The organism is Pseudoalteromonas sp. NZS127 (assembly GCF_015864805.1).
Classification (GTDB): domain Bacteria; phylum Pseudomonadota; class Gammaproteobacteria; order Enterobacterales; family Alteromonadaceae; genus Pseudoalteromonas; species Pseudoalteromonas nigrifaciens.
In genome coordinates, this window is the sequence record NZ_JADYWN010000002.1 from 214,470 (window position 1) to 228,781 (window position 14,312).

Sequence of the window (14,312 nt, forward strand, 5' to 3'; positions counted from 1 at the left end):
CCTCAAAAATTCGCTTCGCGTTTGTCTACAAACGCGCGGCGGGTTTCAGCAGAATCTGGGCTGGTATAAGCTTGCAGCGTAAACCCTTGCTCCCAACGGTATTTAGCTTCTAGGTCACCGTCTTCAATACCATTTAGGCTTTCTTTAGCAATGCGGATCATATCGGAGCTTTTTGCGGCAATTTTGCTGGCAATTTCCAGCGCGGTATCGCGTAATTGCTCTTTAGGTACAATGCGTTCAATAAAGCCGTATCTATCGGCATCTTGTACCGAAATAGTTTCGCCAGTAAAAAACAAGTAACGTACTTTTTGCACCGGAAATAAGCGCTGTAAATGCGCGCCCCCGCCCATAGCGCCACGATCTACTTCTGGTAGCGCAAAAGTGGTACATTCTGACGCCACCACAATATCGGCCGCACCAGTAATACCAATACCGCCACCCAGCACATAACCATGCAGCGCAACTATTACTGGTATTGGACACAAATGTACCGCTTTAAATGTTTCGTAATTGCCGGCGTTAACGCTAACAATACGCTCTGGGTATTTATCTAACTCTTTAATATCAACACCGGCACAAAAACCACGCCCTTCTGAGCGAATAATTAATACCCGAGCAGCCAAATTTTGGCCAATACTGTTGATCAGATCGGCGAGCGCTTGCCATTCAGCACTGTCGAGTGCATTTACCGGTGCTTTATTTATAATTATTTCGGCGATACCGTTTTCGATATGGCTTTTAAATGCTGGGTTCATAGCTTAGGCCTCTTCTTCGACTGACCGGTTAGTCCGGCGGATTAACAATTGCTCAAGACAGGTGTCTGCCTCGGCGATAATTTCGTTTATTAGTGTCTCAACGCTAGGTAAGTTATTTATTACCGCCGCCACTTGGCCGCTGGGTAAAATACCTTCGTCGGGTTTACCTTCAACCATAGATTTTTGAATTAACACCGGTTGATTAGCCGACATTACCAATATTGCTGCGGCTTTGGGATCTTCACGCAGGCCATTAAAAAACACTTTGAGCATATGCAGCGATGTCATGCCGGTTTCTTTTTGCCAATGGCGCGCACTTTTTAGTGCCAACCATAAGCGCTTAACACCACCCGAGCGCTCTAAATCATCAATAAATGGCGTGTTGATCATCCGATGACGCAGGCCATCTACCGCGGTAGAAATGCGAATGTCAGCACTGTCTTTAGTATCAAGATAACGCTGCTGGGTGACTTTTGGCGTGGGTGCATCGCAGGTCAGCAAAAAGCGCGTGCCCATTGCCATACCTGCAGCGCCTGCGCCTAATACTGAGGCCAAACCACGCCCGCACGAAAAGCCCCCTGCGGCAATTACTGGTACCGACACCGCATTTAACACTTGCGGTAACAAAATAGTGCTCGGTACGCTGCCAGTATGACCGCCCCCTTCACTGCCTTGAATGGTGATCATATCGGCGCCCATGGCAACCGCTTTTACTGCATGCTTTACTGCGCCTACGGTGGGAATGCACAGCACACCTGCCGCTTTGAGTCGCTCAATAGTGGCTTTATCGGGGCCGCGTCCGTAGCTCACCGCACGCAATTTGTAACTAATAGCTAAATCAAGACATTGCTGCGCGTTTTCTTGAAACATATGAAAATTAAGACCAAAATTACTGGTCCCTGTGGCAGCAATTACTTTTTTTATGGCACTTTCCACTTCTTCAGTGTTCATCGTCGCGCCAGCTAAAAAACCAAAACCGCCCGCACGCGTTGTTGCTATTACTAAGTTTGCATCAGAGACCCAGCCCATCGCCGTTTGAATAATCGGATAACGACAGCCCAGTGCCTCTGTTAACGGCGTATTCCAGCGGCCATCGGCATTATTGTGCTCTGTGCTCATATTTATTTTTCCTTGGCTGCTGATTTATTGGCTTGAGCCATCGCTTTCGCGTCAAAGCCACCTAAGCGGTCACCCGATATTGTTTCGTTATGCGCATGCGCAAAATGATGCAAACCAAACGCCATATCCATGGTTGAACGTTTACCCATTAAATCTTCGGCGTTATTAATTACTTGCTTAGTTAATTGCAAACCCAGTCGTGGCATTTGTGCAATCTGATTAGCTAAAGTAAAGGTCGTCTCTTCTAAATTATCCCTTGGCACTACGCGATTCACCATGCCCATTTGATAAGCACGGTCTGCCGACATACGATCGCCGGTAAATAAAAACTCTTTGGCAATACGAGGATTAAGCTCGTGCACATGCGCAAAATACTCAACCCCAGGAATACCCATGCGCACGACCGGATCAGAGAAAAATGCTTTGTCATCGGCAATAATTAAATCACATACCCACGCCAGCATTAAGCCACCAGCCACACAGGCACCTTGTACCATAGCAATCGTTGGCTTAGGCAAATCGCGCCAGCGACGGCACATTCCTAAATACACTTCGTGCTCGCGAGCATATAAAAACTCACCGCCGGGCTTATTAGCGTGATCGTAAAAAAGATTAGTACGATCAAAGCTTTTATCAACATCGCGCCCAGGGGTGCCAATGTCATGACCAGCAGAAAAGTGCTTGCCGTTACCGGCAAGTACAATTACTTTTACTTCGTCGTCGTTACACGCAAGCTGAAAAGCCTTATCTAGCGCGTAGGTCATTTGCGAGTTTTGCGCGTTGTTATATTCAGGACGATCCATGGTAATAACCGCCACTTGAGCGCGCACTTCGTATAACACTACGTCATCTATTGTTTGAACTTCACTCATTACGACTCCTCTGGGCGTACACCCGGTGGGTTGTCTTTTAGCTGTTTAGCTCTAATATTGTGAGGATCCAATTTAGCAATTAATGCTAACTGCTCAGCTGTAGGCGCTGGTGTGGTTGGAGTGTTTGCCTCAACGTGAATTTCAAAGCCTGTTTTTTCAATTACTTCTTGTACACTCACACCAGGGTGAACGCTCACTAAGCGCAATTGATGCTCTGGACCTTGCCAATCCATCACACAAATATCGGTGATCACTAAACGAATATCGACATCCGATAGCTGATAACCTTTTGGCAAACGTGCTGGGTTGTAACCAATTGAGCACACCACATCACATTCTTGCTCTACAAATACGCGTTTACTGTGGCTTGGCACAAAAAACGAGTTAGCATGGCTAATTGAGTTACCCGGTAAACCACGTACGCCTAACATTTGTATTTTAGGTTTGTCGTAGTCGCCCCCTAGGGCTGAAATATTACTTTGCCCGTACTTATCAATTTGCGTTGGCCCTATCATGGCGTGGCGTTTACGGCTCCACACATTGTCAAAAATGCGTGAAAAACCCATCCATGTTTCGTTACGCTGTACAAAATCATCGCCACGTGCGCCAATCGGATTTGGCTCACTCAGTAAGTAGGCTTCTGAGTCTGTCATCATTAAATCTGGGTTGTTAGTACTCATAGAAATACTCGCCGCTAAACGCGGAATAACCCCAATGCCGGTGGCAAGCACTTCACCATCGTTATCAAATGCGGTTGCTGCGGCACAAATCATTAATTCTGCCAAGCTGTATTGAGTTGCTGTCATTTTAATGTCCTGCCTTAGTAACTTGTGTTAGGGATTTGACGGATCGCATCGATGCCGCCTAATTTAGCTTGGTACTCTTGCTCTGATTTATTGTTAATAAACTCATCAAAGTAAGCACTAAAGCCGCCTTCTTTTGCGTATTTGTTATATTGCAGCAAATGTTTATTATCAATGCCGTAAAATGGCGGACAACTGCTTGGATGCGCGCCCCCAGGTACTTCACTTACGGCCGTTGTTAAGCTGCGTTCCCAAAATACTTTATCTGCCGCTGTGCGATCATAAAAATGATCGCTGCTAACCAGCTTGTCGCAGGTGACATAGCTTTTATTTGCTGCGCGTACAAACCAATCGTCTAGGTAATGATCTGGACCTGAAATCTGGCACACACCACGCTCATCAGCATGATCAACATGTACCAGTGCAGCGTCGAGTTTAAGCGCTGGCATTGCCACCCATTCTTTATCGTCATAGGGGCTATCAATCACTTGAATATCTGGGTTGTGGGTAAGTACATCTGTACCTAAACCAACTTGAGTTGGAATATAAGGACAGCCCCACGCCGCAGCACGAAGGCCAAGTAACAACATACCTTCGTCAATTTCCATTAGCTCAAGCTCGCCTTGTTCACGGGCTTTACGAAAAAAAGGTTCTAGTGGAATAAAGTCTAGCGATACAAACGCAAAGATTAATTTTTTTACTTTGCCGGCTGCGCATAACATCCCCACATCGGCGCCGCCATACGCCACAATAGTAAGATCTTTAAGATCCGATTTTATAATTTCGCGAATAAGCGCCATAGGTTTACGGCGCGGGCCCCAACCACCTATGCCAATTGTCATGCCATCACTTAGCTCAGCCACCATTTGCGCTGTTGTTTTTACTTTATTCATTATTTTTCTCCTACTGAGAAATCGTGGCCCCACAGGCTCACTCGGCTAAATTCAAAAGCGCAATGCTCTTCCCAGTTTTCAACTTGTAAACCACCAAAGCCATACTCTAAATCGAAGCCTGATGGTGTTTTCATATAGAATGAGGTCATTTTGTCGTTAAGGTGCTGACCTAAAGTGGCCGACAGTTGTACTTGATGTTGTTGTTGTCTGTCGTGAGCGCGGCCTACTTCTGTCATGTTTTCAACTTCGACCATGGCATGCACGCAACCGCTTGGTACCGGAAACTCACAAATAGCTAAACTGTGGTGACGTGCGTTGCCACAATGCATAAAGTAAATGCGAATTGGATCGGCCTCTGGTGCAGGTTTAAAATTAAATAAATCTGATAATTCAAACCCTAATACGTCGGTTAAAAACGCAAAGGTTTCATCAAAATTTGGCGCAGGTAGTACGGTGTGGCCAAGGCCCATATCGCCGGTAATAAAAGCGGGTACACCTTGAGGAGAAGTAAACGGTTGGCAATCTGAAACATGACCCCAATACAGTTCGTGACGATTACCAGCTGGGTCATTAACTATGAGTATATTTTGTACGCGGCGCTGCTCACATAAGGCTTTATTAGCCTCTTCAAAAGCAATGCCTTTATCAAGTAATGTTTGTTTAGCGTTGTTGTAAGCTTTTGCACCTGTTAGTTCCCAACCAGAAGCAAAATAGCGCTTGTCTGCGCCGGGTATAACCAACATGCGGTATGGGCGCTCATCCATTTTGATGTAGAATCCACCGTCGTCAGTTGGCGCCGTCATCATCCCTAATACTTGCTCTGCGTAGTGTTGCCACTCTTGTGGAGCGTCAGTCTGTGCTACGAAATAACCTAATGCGCGAATATCCATGAACCCTCTCTTACAAAATTGTGATTAGGTTCATTATTAGGGCAAATTACTAATGCTTCATCGTCCATTGAGACTAACCAAAAAAACGAAAAAAAAGCATTAAGAGTCATAAGCTTAAAACTAAAAAAACAAAAAGCCGCTGAGCAATAATGTTGCTCAGCGGCTTTATATTTACCAAATTATTTACAGTGTTTAGCGATACAGGATCACCAAATCGTTGATCACACTTGGTTTATCATTGCCAACCACATGAATGTTCATTTCTAGGGTTAATTGCACCCCTTTGTGCGACACGCTAATGTCTTTTACCTTACTACGGCCATAAATAGTTGCGCCCGCAGGCACTGGCGCAGGAAAACGTAAACGGTTTGAGCCATAGTTAACCATATTATTAAAGCCGATAATTTCAAATGGTAGTGCAATCGTTAAACGCGACTGCAGCACTTGTACTAACGAGCCATGGGCAATGGTGGTTTTAAACGGGCTATCTGTTTTTGCGCGCTCAGGATCGGTATGCAACCAGTAATCATCCCCCGATAAATCGACAAAAGCGTTAATCAGGTCTTGATCAACAACAACCACATTACTCCAGTCGGTATATTTATTATCGGCCAGTGCATAAAGCGCAGCAAGGTTACTTAGCGGTACTTGTACTTGCCCTTTGTCGTTGCGTTCAAGCCCATTGAGCGGATTAATATATTCACGCACACCACCGGCATTATTAATAGAGGTAAAACGTAGCAAGGTATCGCCATCGCTACTCACTTTATCAAACACCGCTTTAACAGGCATGCCTATTTTAATGTCTTGCTCTGCCACATCTATTAACGTGGTATTAATACGAACGCCTTGAGCTAGTTCGACCACGGCTAATGCTTGCGGCATTTCGTCACTAAATTCTGGCATAGTTGGAATACGTGTAAGGGTGTATGAATATAAGGTGCCCTCACCGCTCACTTGTTGCCACTGCAGCTCGTGCGCTAAACAATGACTACAATGATTACGTGGAAAAAACACCCACCCTTCGCACTGCTTACATTGCTGAATTTTTAACTGATTTTCTTTTAGCGCCTGCCAAAATGGTGCAGAAATTTTTGTTGCGACTGGCATAGGTTTTAACGTTGCCATACTAGCCTCCTTGTAATATCAATGCGCCCTGCTCACTCATCACGCCACCGGTGCCACTAACAAATACATTGTCACACCTTTTTAGCTGTCGTTGATCGGCAGAGTTTGAAATTTGATGGAAAGCCTCAATAACTTGAGAATAACCGCCCGCTGCTGCAGCTTGGCCAAAACTAAGTTGCCCGCCGTGGGTGTTCATCGGAAAGTCGCCTTTAAAGGTGAGGTTATGCTCTTTAATAAAGCGCATGCCTTCCCCTTTAGGACAAAAGCCTGCATCTTCAAGTGATAACAACACAGTAATGGTGTAACAATCATAAATTTGCGCTGCATGTATATCTTTAGGCGACAGCCCGGCCATAGTAAACGCACGCTTTGCGGCTTCGGCAACTGGCGTCACTGTCATATCTTGCGCATACGATGGCGATTTAAATGATAAACGCTCACCAAAACCGGTAATAAATGCAGGGCGTTTTTTCGCTCTTGCAGCCACTTCTTTAGAGGCCACAATAACCGCCGCGCCACCCGATACCGGCATGACTATTTCTAGTACATGCAATGGGTCGGCTACCATTTTAGAAGCTAATACTTGTGCAATAGTTAGCTCTTTGCCTTTAAAAATAGCGTCTTTGTGGTATTGCGCATTAAAGCGCTGATCGACTGCTATTTTAGCCATAGCCGCTTGATCGTAGCCATATTGCGCTGCGTAACGCTGTGCAATCATTGCATAACCGGTGTTTTGCCCCATGTGACCATAGGGCAAATCAAACTCTGCTTCTGGTGCGCCAAATGCCGTACTGTGGCCGCCATAACGCATAGCTTGCGCCATCCAAGCTGGGTCTTCATTTGGTGCCATTGGTGCCATGCGAGCGGGAATAACACACAGTACCGCTTGGCATAACCCCAGCTCAATCGCTGCCGCTGCACGCCAAATTTGTGCAACTGCGGTACAGCCGCCTAAATCAACTACTTCGGCAAAGTTTACTTCTATTCCTAAATATTCTGCGGCCATTGCCGGCACAAATACTGAGGCCTCGTGAAAATGTGGGCCATTAATAACCAAACCATCTAAATCACTTTTTTGTAGCCCAGCATCTAATAATGCTTGATTGGCTAAGTCGGCCACTTGTTCTAAATGAAACATTTGCGGCGCGGTTTGGTATTTCTCTGGTTTATATTGCGCCGCACCAACAATCGCGGCGTTTCCTGCTAAGCCCATTATTTTTCCTCCTGATTGCTACAGAACGGTAAAAATCCTGCCGCTTGCAACGCACTTTCACAGTATGGCTGGTAGCAGCCTAACTTATCGTTACGTATGTAAATTGGCTCATTACACGCTACTGGGTCATAACCTTGTTTTTGTAAGTCGACTTTACGCAGTTTATAGGTTGATGTCATGTCGGCGGCTTTGCTTACCCTAATAAACTGAGGGGCGGCGTAATTAGGCACTTTTTCTATGGTTAAAGCATAAAACACTTGTGGATCAAACTGCCGCCCTGGTTGCATAACAATGGCCGCCATACCTGCTCGTCCCTCATTTTCAGGAACCTGTACGCCATAAATATTAACCAGCTCGGCGCCATCGTATTCAGCCAAAGCGGTAGCCACTTCTTGCGATGATACATTTTCACTTTTCCAGCGATAGGTATCACCAATGCGATCTACAAAATAAAAGTAACCATTTTCATCGTAGCGCAGTAAATCACCTGAGCGCCAGTAAGCGTCGCCTTGCTGAAACACATTGCGTAAAATTTTCTGCTCTGTACCTTGTTTTGAGGTATAGCCCTCAAAGCGGCCACCACCAAAATCAGGCATGTTAATTATCATTCCCAGCCCTTCCCCTACTTCGCCAGGTTGGCATAAAACATAATGCCCGTTAGCATCTTTAACATGAGTTTCGGTTTCGGTATCAAATTTAACTAATCTAAAATTGGTGCGATCCCAGCGCGGCACGCGACCACACGAACCAATATAGTTATCTAAATTAAGTAAGTTAGTATTCGCTTCGGTAGATCCCCACCCTTCTAGCACGTCCATTTCGCCAAAGTACTCAAGCCAACGATGCCAACTGGTTTCGGTTAAACCGGCGCCTAACATGCAGCGCAGTTGATGATCTTTTGGCTTAATTCCCGTGGCCTCGGCGTAGTTAAGCAGGTAGCGGCAAATCTCACCTATGTATTGGCAAACGGTAATGTTATGCGTTTGAATATCATCCCAAAATTGCCTAACACTAAATTTACGCCTAACCACTATGCTTGACCCCGCCGCTAGCGCAGTTGAAGTCACTGAAGTGGCTGCAGCGCCGTGGTATAAAGGTAAACAACAATAAAATACGTCATTTGGTGTGGCATCAATGGTTTCAACCATCACATCACCCGAGGTTAACCAACGCATATGGCTGTAAATCGCCGCTTTAGGTAACCCGGTAGTGCCTGAGGTAAAAATAAGTAAAGTTGGGGTTTCGCCCACCGTTGAGCCACGTGCCTGCTTACAACTTGTGCCACTGCGCGCAGCCACATCGCTATCAAAGCTGCTATCAATCCACTGAGGAAGTACCGGTTTATCAACTACCTCATCATCGCCTACCAGCCAAATTGACTTATTTGCCAGCTCTGGTGTGTCAATAAAACGCTGTACACATTCTTCACCAACAATAACTACATTGGCATCTGTGGTGTTAATTGCATGTTCAAGCACGCTGCCTTGTACTTGAGTGTTAATAAAAGCGACCACTACGCCCAGCTTGGTTAAGCCAAACCACGCAAAGAAAAACTCAGGGCGATTTTCAATCGCAATAGCACACACATCACCTTCCATTAAACCACGGGCCTGTATCGCTTTAGCAAATTTACTTGCTTGGGCATCTACTTCGCTGTAGCTGTAGCTTTTACCTTGATAAATCAAAAATGGCGCATCGCCATGTGCTACTGCTTGCGCTTCTAGGCGGTCGGCAATGCTGTACTTTTGCGACGGACTAACCGAGCGTACTGCTAGTGCGCGCTTATCCATTTTTTGTTGTGTGGCGGCTCTAGATACTGGCGCGTTGTCGAGACTTCCAGCATAAGGAATTTTATTATTGTCCAACATATTATCTCCTTTGGTGTTAATCAACGAACGCGGATTTTAGGTGCTGGGGTATCACCCCGCATGGTGCGTAAAAACTGTTCAAGTGGCGCAGGAGTTGCCACTTCGGGTAACTCATCTGAATTAGGTCGATGCTGCCAAAACGACTGCCATGATGGGAATAAATCATGAAAGGTGCCGGTGTAAGGTTCGCGACCCGGCCAGCGCATTTTCATATCGCCAATTGGCGCTGAATTTATATCGCTGGCGTACCAATAACATGGCAGACGACGGCGGAAGTACCACACCCCATCAATGCGTTGGTAGTCATCCCAATACAGCATTTGCATCAGTACCCATTCACGCCCGGTTTCATGCTCATTTTTAGAGTACACAACACCAATGGCGTTGTTCTCATCAACAAACTCAATAATGTGCTGCCCTAAATGATGCGATGTGCCGGTGAATTGATCGCGCAGGGTTGAGTCAACCCAGGCTTTTAAATGAGCTCGGCCGCTTTTCCCCCCCCCGACACGTACATCGGGAGCAAATAAGCCTACATGTGCGTCAATGTCACGCATATCTAATGACAACGAGTATTTACCCGCGAGCTGACGAATTGACTCAATAGACTCTAAGCGGTCAATTCGTTGTTCAAGGCTTGAACTTAAGTCACTCATATTCACTCCTAAATAAAGGCCATGCCGCCATTTACTGCGATATTTTGGCCGGTAATAAAGCCAGAATCATCACACGCTAAAAAGCTCGCTACTTTGGCAATGTCTTCACCTTCGCCCATGCGCGCTAATGGAATAGCCGCGATCATTTGCTGCGTCCACTCCTCTGGAATATCAGCCATCATGGGTGTATTGGTTGGCCCTGGTACTATGGTATTTACCCGAATACCCACTGGCGCTAGTTCGCGTGCCATACTACGCGTAAGCCCCATAACACCGGCTTTTGATGCACAATAATGACTTGGGCCTTCGCCGGTTAATGCCGCCGTGCTGGAAACATTAATAATGCAACCCGATCCTTGGGCTTGCATAACTTTCGCCGCCTCACGACAACACAAAAAAGTACCGGTTAAGTTAACTGCAATCACTTTGTCCCAGTGCTCATCTGGGGTATCAACAAATGCATCAATAGAGCCCACACCAGCCACATTAATAATGGCATCGAGTCGGCCAAATTTTTCCACTACAGCGGCAATGGCATCACGTACTGAGTCGCTTTTTGCTATGTTGGCAGTAATAGCCACAATATTGCCGGCAACGTTTGCATTTAATTCATTAACGCTGGCATTTAATGTGTCGGCGTTAATATCTACCGCGGCGACATTAGCGCCTGCAGTAGCAAAATAACTTACTATTGATTGGCCTATGCCTTGCCCTGCACCTGTTACTAGCACAACTTGATCCTGATGTTTCATTTTTATCCCCTTGCTTTTCTCAAGCCAATTTGGCGTATATAGAGCAACATTTGCAGTCGCACCAATATTAATTTTCCAATTCATACTGGGATATGTAATAAAAACCAGCATCGTCCAATAAGACTAACCAACACAAACAAAACACTGGTCTAAATGGACGATGTTTTAAGCAAACGAGCAACGCAGTATTGAGTAGGAAAATTATATAAATAAGCAGAGGTGGTGAGCGTTCATTACCTTGTTAGCAAGGCAAAATTAGGAGTAAGAGTTTTGAATCAGCAAACAACTAATCCAGAGAAAGCACAGGATTTACCGTTACCACTGGGACACTTTGTTACCCTAGAAAACGGCCTTAAATTACATTATTTAGAGCAAGGCCAAGGCCCTATTGTTATTTGGCTTCATGGTAGTGGCCCAGGTGCCAGTGGTTTTAGTAACTTTAAAGGCAATTATCCTGAATTTGCTGATGCGGGCTATCGTAATATTGTGCTCGACTTACCTGGTTTTGGTCGCTCAGATAAACCCGATGACGTTAATTACGATTTAGCTTTTTTTGTCACAGCACTTAATGGTTTTATAAACGCCCTTGATTTACCTAAGGTGACTTTATTAGGCAATTCTTTAGGCGGTGCTATTGCGCTGGGGCAAGCTCTCGATTATCCCGATACGGTAGAGCGCCTAATTTTAATGGCCCCGGGTGGTGTTGAAGAGCGCGAAACGTATTTTCAAATGGAAGGTATAGTGCGTATGGTAGAAGTATACAGCCGTGGCCCTATGGGTGTTGATCAAATGCGCGAAGTGATGTCGTTACAACTTTTTGATTCAGCTGTACTTTCTGATGATATATTAGCAGAGCGCGCTGCAGTGGCAGTAACTCAACCGGCTAATTTATTTAGCACTATGATGGTGCCAAACATGACCGAACGCCTTGGCGAGCTTAACTGCCCAGTGCTTGGCTTTTGGGGCACTAACGATAAATTTAATCCACATCAAGGCATGCATAAAATTTTGAATAACGTACCAACAGCGCGCTTTATTATGCTTAATCGTTGTGGTCATTGGGTACAAGTAGAACATCAACGCCTGTTTAACAGCAGCTGTATTGATTTTTTACAACACGGCTAATACAGCACCTCAAAAAACATAAATAATAAGAGGTAATAATCTATGTCACATTATCAGCACTTGCTTAAACCAGGGAAAGTAGGCGGACTAACGCTGCGTAACCGCATTATGATGGCGCCAATGGGCTCTAATTATGCTGACCCTGATGGCCATTGTAGTGAGCGTATTCAAGCTTTTTATGAAGCCAGAGCAAAAGGCGGTGTGGGCCTTATTACTATGGGATCTATTGCTATTGCGTTTCCCGCAGGAACTGCCGAACCTTATCAGGTGGGTATTTCTAAAGATGAGTTTATTCCTGGATTAAAAGCACTTACCGAGCGGGTGCATAAGCATGGTGCAAAAATTGCGGTGCAATTACAGCATGCTGGTAAAACGGCAGTACGCGATTTAGCCGAAGGCCGCGAGCTTTGGGTGCCTTCACTGCCCCCTGCGCCACCACAAAGCGATATTATGCAAGCGGTAACACCAACAGAATTAAGTACCTTTGTTAGACCTCCAGCAGATAAACCCATTACCATAAAAGTAATGGAAAAAGCCGATATTGTCCAAATGGTCGAATGGTTTGCCGCAGCGGCAAAACGTGCTCAGCAAGCGGGTTTTGATGCTATTGAGCTGCACAGCGCGCACTCGTATATTTTGGCTGGCTTTTTATCGAGCTATTATAATAAACGTGATGACGAATATGGCGGCAGTATTGAAAACCGCGCACGTTTACTGCTAGAGGTAATAGCCGCCATACGCGAACGCGTAGGCCAAAATTTTCCATTGTGGGTACGCCTAGACGCGCACGAACTCAACACCCCTGGCGGTATTACCCTTGAGGACTGTATTGCAGTGAGCAAAATGGTTGAACAAGCGGGTGTAAATGCCGTTAGTATTTCTGCTTATGCCACCTTAACCACAGGCTCTGCATTTACCGCCGCGCCGCTAGTGCATAAACCAGCAGGCTTTTTAGATTGGGCTGCAGCAGTGAAGAAAGAAGTGTCTATACCGGTAATTGCCGTTGGCCGCTTAGAGCCCGATATTGCCGATGCTGCTATTGCCAGCGGTAAGTGTGATTTTATTGCAATGGGACGTAAATTATTAGCCGATCCCGAACTACCAAATAAACTCACCGCAGATCGTGAAGCCGACATTCGTCCCTGTATTTATTGCTATGTATGCGTAAGCCAAGTATTTATTAATCAGCGCGTTAAATGTGCTGTTAATGCCGCGACTGGTAAAGAATTTGAACTAAAAGTAATAATGACCGATAAGCCCAAACATATTGTGGTAGTTGGTGGCGGGCCTGCTGGCATAGAAGCTGCTGTAACCGCCAGTGAACGAGGCCATAAAGTAACCTTGTTAGAGCGCAGTAAACGCTTAGGCGGCACATTATTTTTTGCAGCGCTGGCCTATCCCGAAAATGGCAAGTTACTCGACTACCATTTAAGGCAACTAGCCCAATCTAAGGTTACAGTAAAACTGAATACCACAGCGACTCCGAAATTAATTAGCACACTAAATGCCGATGAAGTGTTTGTAGCAACCGGCGCCAGCCGTGGCATGCCCGACATACAGGGTTGTGAGTTAAGCCACGTTTGGTCTGGCGAACAACTTAGACAGTTACTTACCGGCGAAGTAAGTACTAACACTAGCAATAAGCTAACCGCGCTACAGCGCTTAATGTTAGGAGCGGGCAACACCCTTGGCTTAACAAAACACGTAGATAAATTACAACGTTTATCGCATTTATGGATGCCACTTGGCAAGCGCGTCACTATTGTTGGCGGTGGCTTAGTGGGCTTAGAGCTGGCCGAGTTTTTAGCTGAGCGTGGCCGCGAAGTTACCGTTATAGAAGCCGGACGTAACTTAGGCATCGAGCTGAGTATTGTTAGGCGCTGGCGGGTACTTGATCATGTTAGGCAATTAGGCGTTACTTTAATTACTCAGGCAGACGTTACCGCTATCGATACCCACGCTGTGCACTATAAAGTGGACGAGCAACCCCGCAGCTGCCTTGCCGATACCGTAGTAATGGCAACGGGTATTACCACTGATAATAGCTTAACAAACAGCTTAATTGCAGCTGGCCATACAGTAAAAGACATTGGTGATTGTAATAACGTTGCCTATATAGAGGGTGCAATTAGTGCCGGTTATAAAGCTGGCTTAAGCTGCTAATAGCCACTAATTACTAACTACTAACTACTAACACTTTTAACATAGGGGCACTCGCCCCTATTTTATTACCATAAT

13 protein-coding genes are annotated in these 14,312 nt (G+C 45.7%); 2 read left to right on the forward strand and 11 right to left on the reverse strand.

The genetic code is table 11. From position 1 onward, the window contains the following. Positions 1-2 precede the first annotated feature (2 nt). The 11 genes from I6E78_RS02870 to I6E78_RS02920 form a co-directional block, all read right to left on the reverse strand. A complete protein-coding gene (locus I6E78_RS02870; RefSeq protein WP_089367916.1) occupies positions 3-755 on the reverse strand; it encodes an enoyl-CoA hydratase family protein in 753 nt (250 codons plus the stop codon). A 3-nt stretch (positions 756-758) separates the two neighbouring features. Further along, a complete protein-coding gene (locus I6E78_RS02875) occupies positions 759-1,874 on the reverse strand; it encodes an NAD(P)H-dependent flavin oxidoreductase (protein ID WP_197181894.1) in 1,116 nt (371 codons plus the stop codon). Positions 1,875-1,876: 2 nt separating this feature from the next. Further along, positions 1,877-2,746 (reverse strand): enoyl-CoA hydratase, encoded by an 870-nt coding sequence (locus I6E78_RS02880; protein WP_011327595.1) that lies wholly within the window; start codon positions 2,744-2,746, stop codon positions 1,877-1,879. After that, positions 2,746-3,552 (reverse strand): acyl CoA--acetate/3-ketoacid CoA transferase subunit beta, encoded by an 807-nt coding sequence (locus I6E78_RS02885; RefSeq protein WP_011327594.1) that lies wholly within the window; start codon positions 3,550-3,552, stop codon positions 2,746-2,748. Before I6E78_RS02885 ends, I6E78_RS02880 begins: the two co-directional genes overlap by 1 nt. A gap of 14 nt (positions 3,553-3,566) precedes the next feature. Next, complete coding sequence (locus I6E78_RS02890) at positions 3,567-4,442, reverse strand: CoA transferase subunit A (protein ID WP_058372859.1); 876 nt, start codon at positions 4,440-4,442, stop codon at positions 3,567-3,569. Next, on the reverse strand, positions 4,442-5,332 hold the full coding sequence (locus tag I6E78_RS02895; RefSeq protein ID WP_011327592.1) for a VOC family protein: 891 nt from the start codon (positions 5,330-5,332) through the stop codon (positions 4,442-4,444). The genes I6E78_RS02890 and I6E78_RS02895 overlap by 1 nt, the downstream gene beginning before the upstream one ends. Positions 5,333-5,524: 192 nt before the next feature. Continuing rightward, positions 5,525-6,460 carry a bifunctional OB-fold nucleic acid binding domain-containing protein/MaoC family dehydratase gene (locus I6E78_RS02900; protein WP_197181895.1) on the reverse strand — a complete coding sequence of 312 codons (936 nt, stop codon included), beginning with the start codon at positions 6,458-6,460 and terminating at the stop codon, positions 5,525-5,527. 1 nt (position 6,461) lies between these two features. Continuing rightward, the gene (locus tag I6E78_RS02905; protein ID WP_011327590.1) at positions 6,462-7,673 is read right to left on the reverse strand and encodes a thiolase family protein; all 1,212 of its coding nucleotides are present in this window, start codon (positions 7,671-7,673) and stop codon (positions 6,462-6,464) included. Continuing rightward, complete coding sequence (locus tag I6E78_RS02910) at positions 7,673-9,541, reverse strand: long-chain-acyl-CoA synthetase (RefSeq protein WP_197181896.1); 1,869 nt, start codon at positions 9,539-9,541, stop codon at positions 7,673-7,675. Before I6E78_RS02910 ends, I6E78_RS02905 begins: the two co-directional genes overlap by 1 nt. 20 nt (positions 9,542-9,561) lie before the next feature. Beyond that, the gene (locus I6E78_RS02915) at positions 9,562-10,197 is read right to left on the reverse strand and encodes a nuclear transport factor 2 family protein (RefSeq protein ID WP_011327588.1); all 636 of its coding nucleotides are present in this window, start codon (positions 10,195-10,197) and stop codon (positions 9,562-9,564) included. Positions 10,198-10,205: 8 nt separating this feature from the next. Further along, positions 10,206-10,949, reverse strand: a complete 744-nt coding sequence (locus I6E78_RS02920; protein WP_011327587.1) for an SDR family NAD(P)-dependent oxidoreductase — start codon at positions 10,947-10,949, stop codon at positions 10,206-10,208. Between the two features lie 270 nt (positions 10,950-11,219). On the opposite strand from I6E78_RS02920, the gene I6E78_RS02925 reads away from it, so the two are divergent. Continuing rightward, positions 11,220-12,074, forward strand: a complete 855-nt coding sequence (locus I6E78_RS02925) for an alpha/beta fold hydrolase (protein WP_197181897.1) — start codon at positions 11,220-11,222, stop codon at positions 12,072-12,074. Positions 12,075-12,116: 42 nt separating this feature from the next. Further along, positions 12,117-14,237: an oxidoreductase gene (locus I6E78_RS02930; protein WP_197181898.1), complete on the forward strand. Its 2,121-nt coding sequence runs from the start codon at positions 12,117-12,119 to the stop codon at positions 14,235-14,237. The last annotated feature ends 75 nt before the right edge of the window (positions 14,238-14,312 follow it).

Coding starts and splice junctions, on each gene's coding strand:
- I6E78_RS02870 (WP_089367916.1), bottom strand. CDS start 755: ATGAACCCAGCATTTAAAAGCCATATCGAAAACGGTATCGCCGAAATA.
- I6E78_RS02875 (WP_197181894.1), bottom strand. CDS start 1,874: ATGAGCACAGAGCACAATAATGCCGATGGCCGCTGGAATACGCCGTTA.
- I6E78_RS02880 (WP_011327595.1), bottom strand. CDS start 2,746: ATGAGTGAAGTTCAAACAATAGATGACGTAGTGTTATACGAAGTGCGC.
- I6E78_RS02885 (WP_011327594.1), bottom strand. CDS start 3,552: ATGACAGCAACTCAATACAGCTTGGCAGAATTAATGATTTGTGCCGCA.
- I6E78_RS02890 (WP_058372859.1), bottom strand. CDS start 4,442: ATGAATAAAGTAAAAACAACAGCGCAAATGGTGGCTGAGCTAAGTGAT.
- I6E78_RS02895 (WP_011327592.1), bottom strand. CDS start 5,332: ATGGATATTCGCGCATTAGGTTATTTCGTAGCACAGACTGACGCTCCA.
- I6E78_RS02900 (WP_197181895.1), bottom strand. CDS start 6,460: ATGGCAACGTTAAAACCTATGCCAGTCGCAACAAAAATTTCTGCACCA.
- I6E78_RS02905 (WP_011327590.1), bottom strand. CDS start 7,673: ATGGGCTTAGCAGGAAACGCCGCGATTGTTGGTGCGGCGCAATATAAA.
- I6E78_RS02910 (WP_197181896.1), bottom strand. CDS start 9,541: ATGTTGGACAATAATAAAATTCCTTATGCTGGAAGTCTCGACAACGCG.
- I6E78_RS02915 (WP_011327588.1), bottom strand. CDS start 10,197: ATGAGTGACTTAAGTTCAAGCCTTGAACAACGAATTGACCGCTTAGAG.
- I6E78_RS02920 (WP_011327587.1), bottom strand. CDS start 10,949: ATGAAACATCAGGATCAAGTTGTGCTAGTAACAGGTGCAGGGCAAGGC.
- I6E78_RS02930 (WP_197181898.1), top strand. CDS start 12,117: ATGTCACATTATCAGCACTTGCTTAAACCAGGGAAAGTAGGCGGACTA.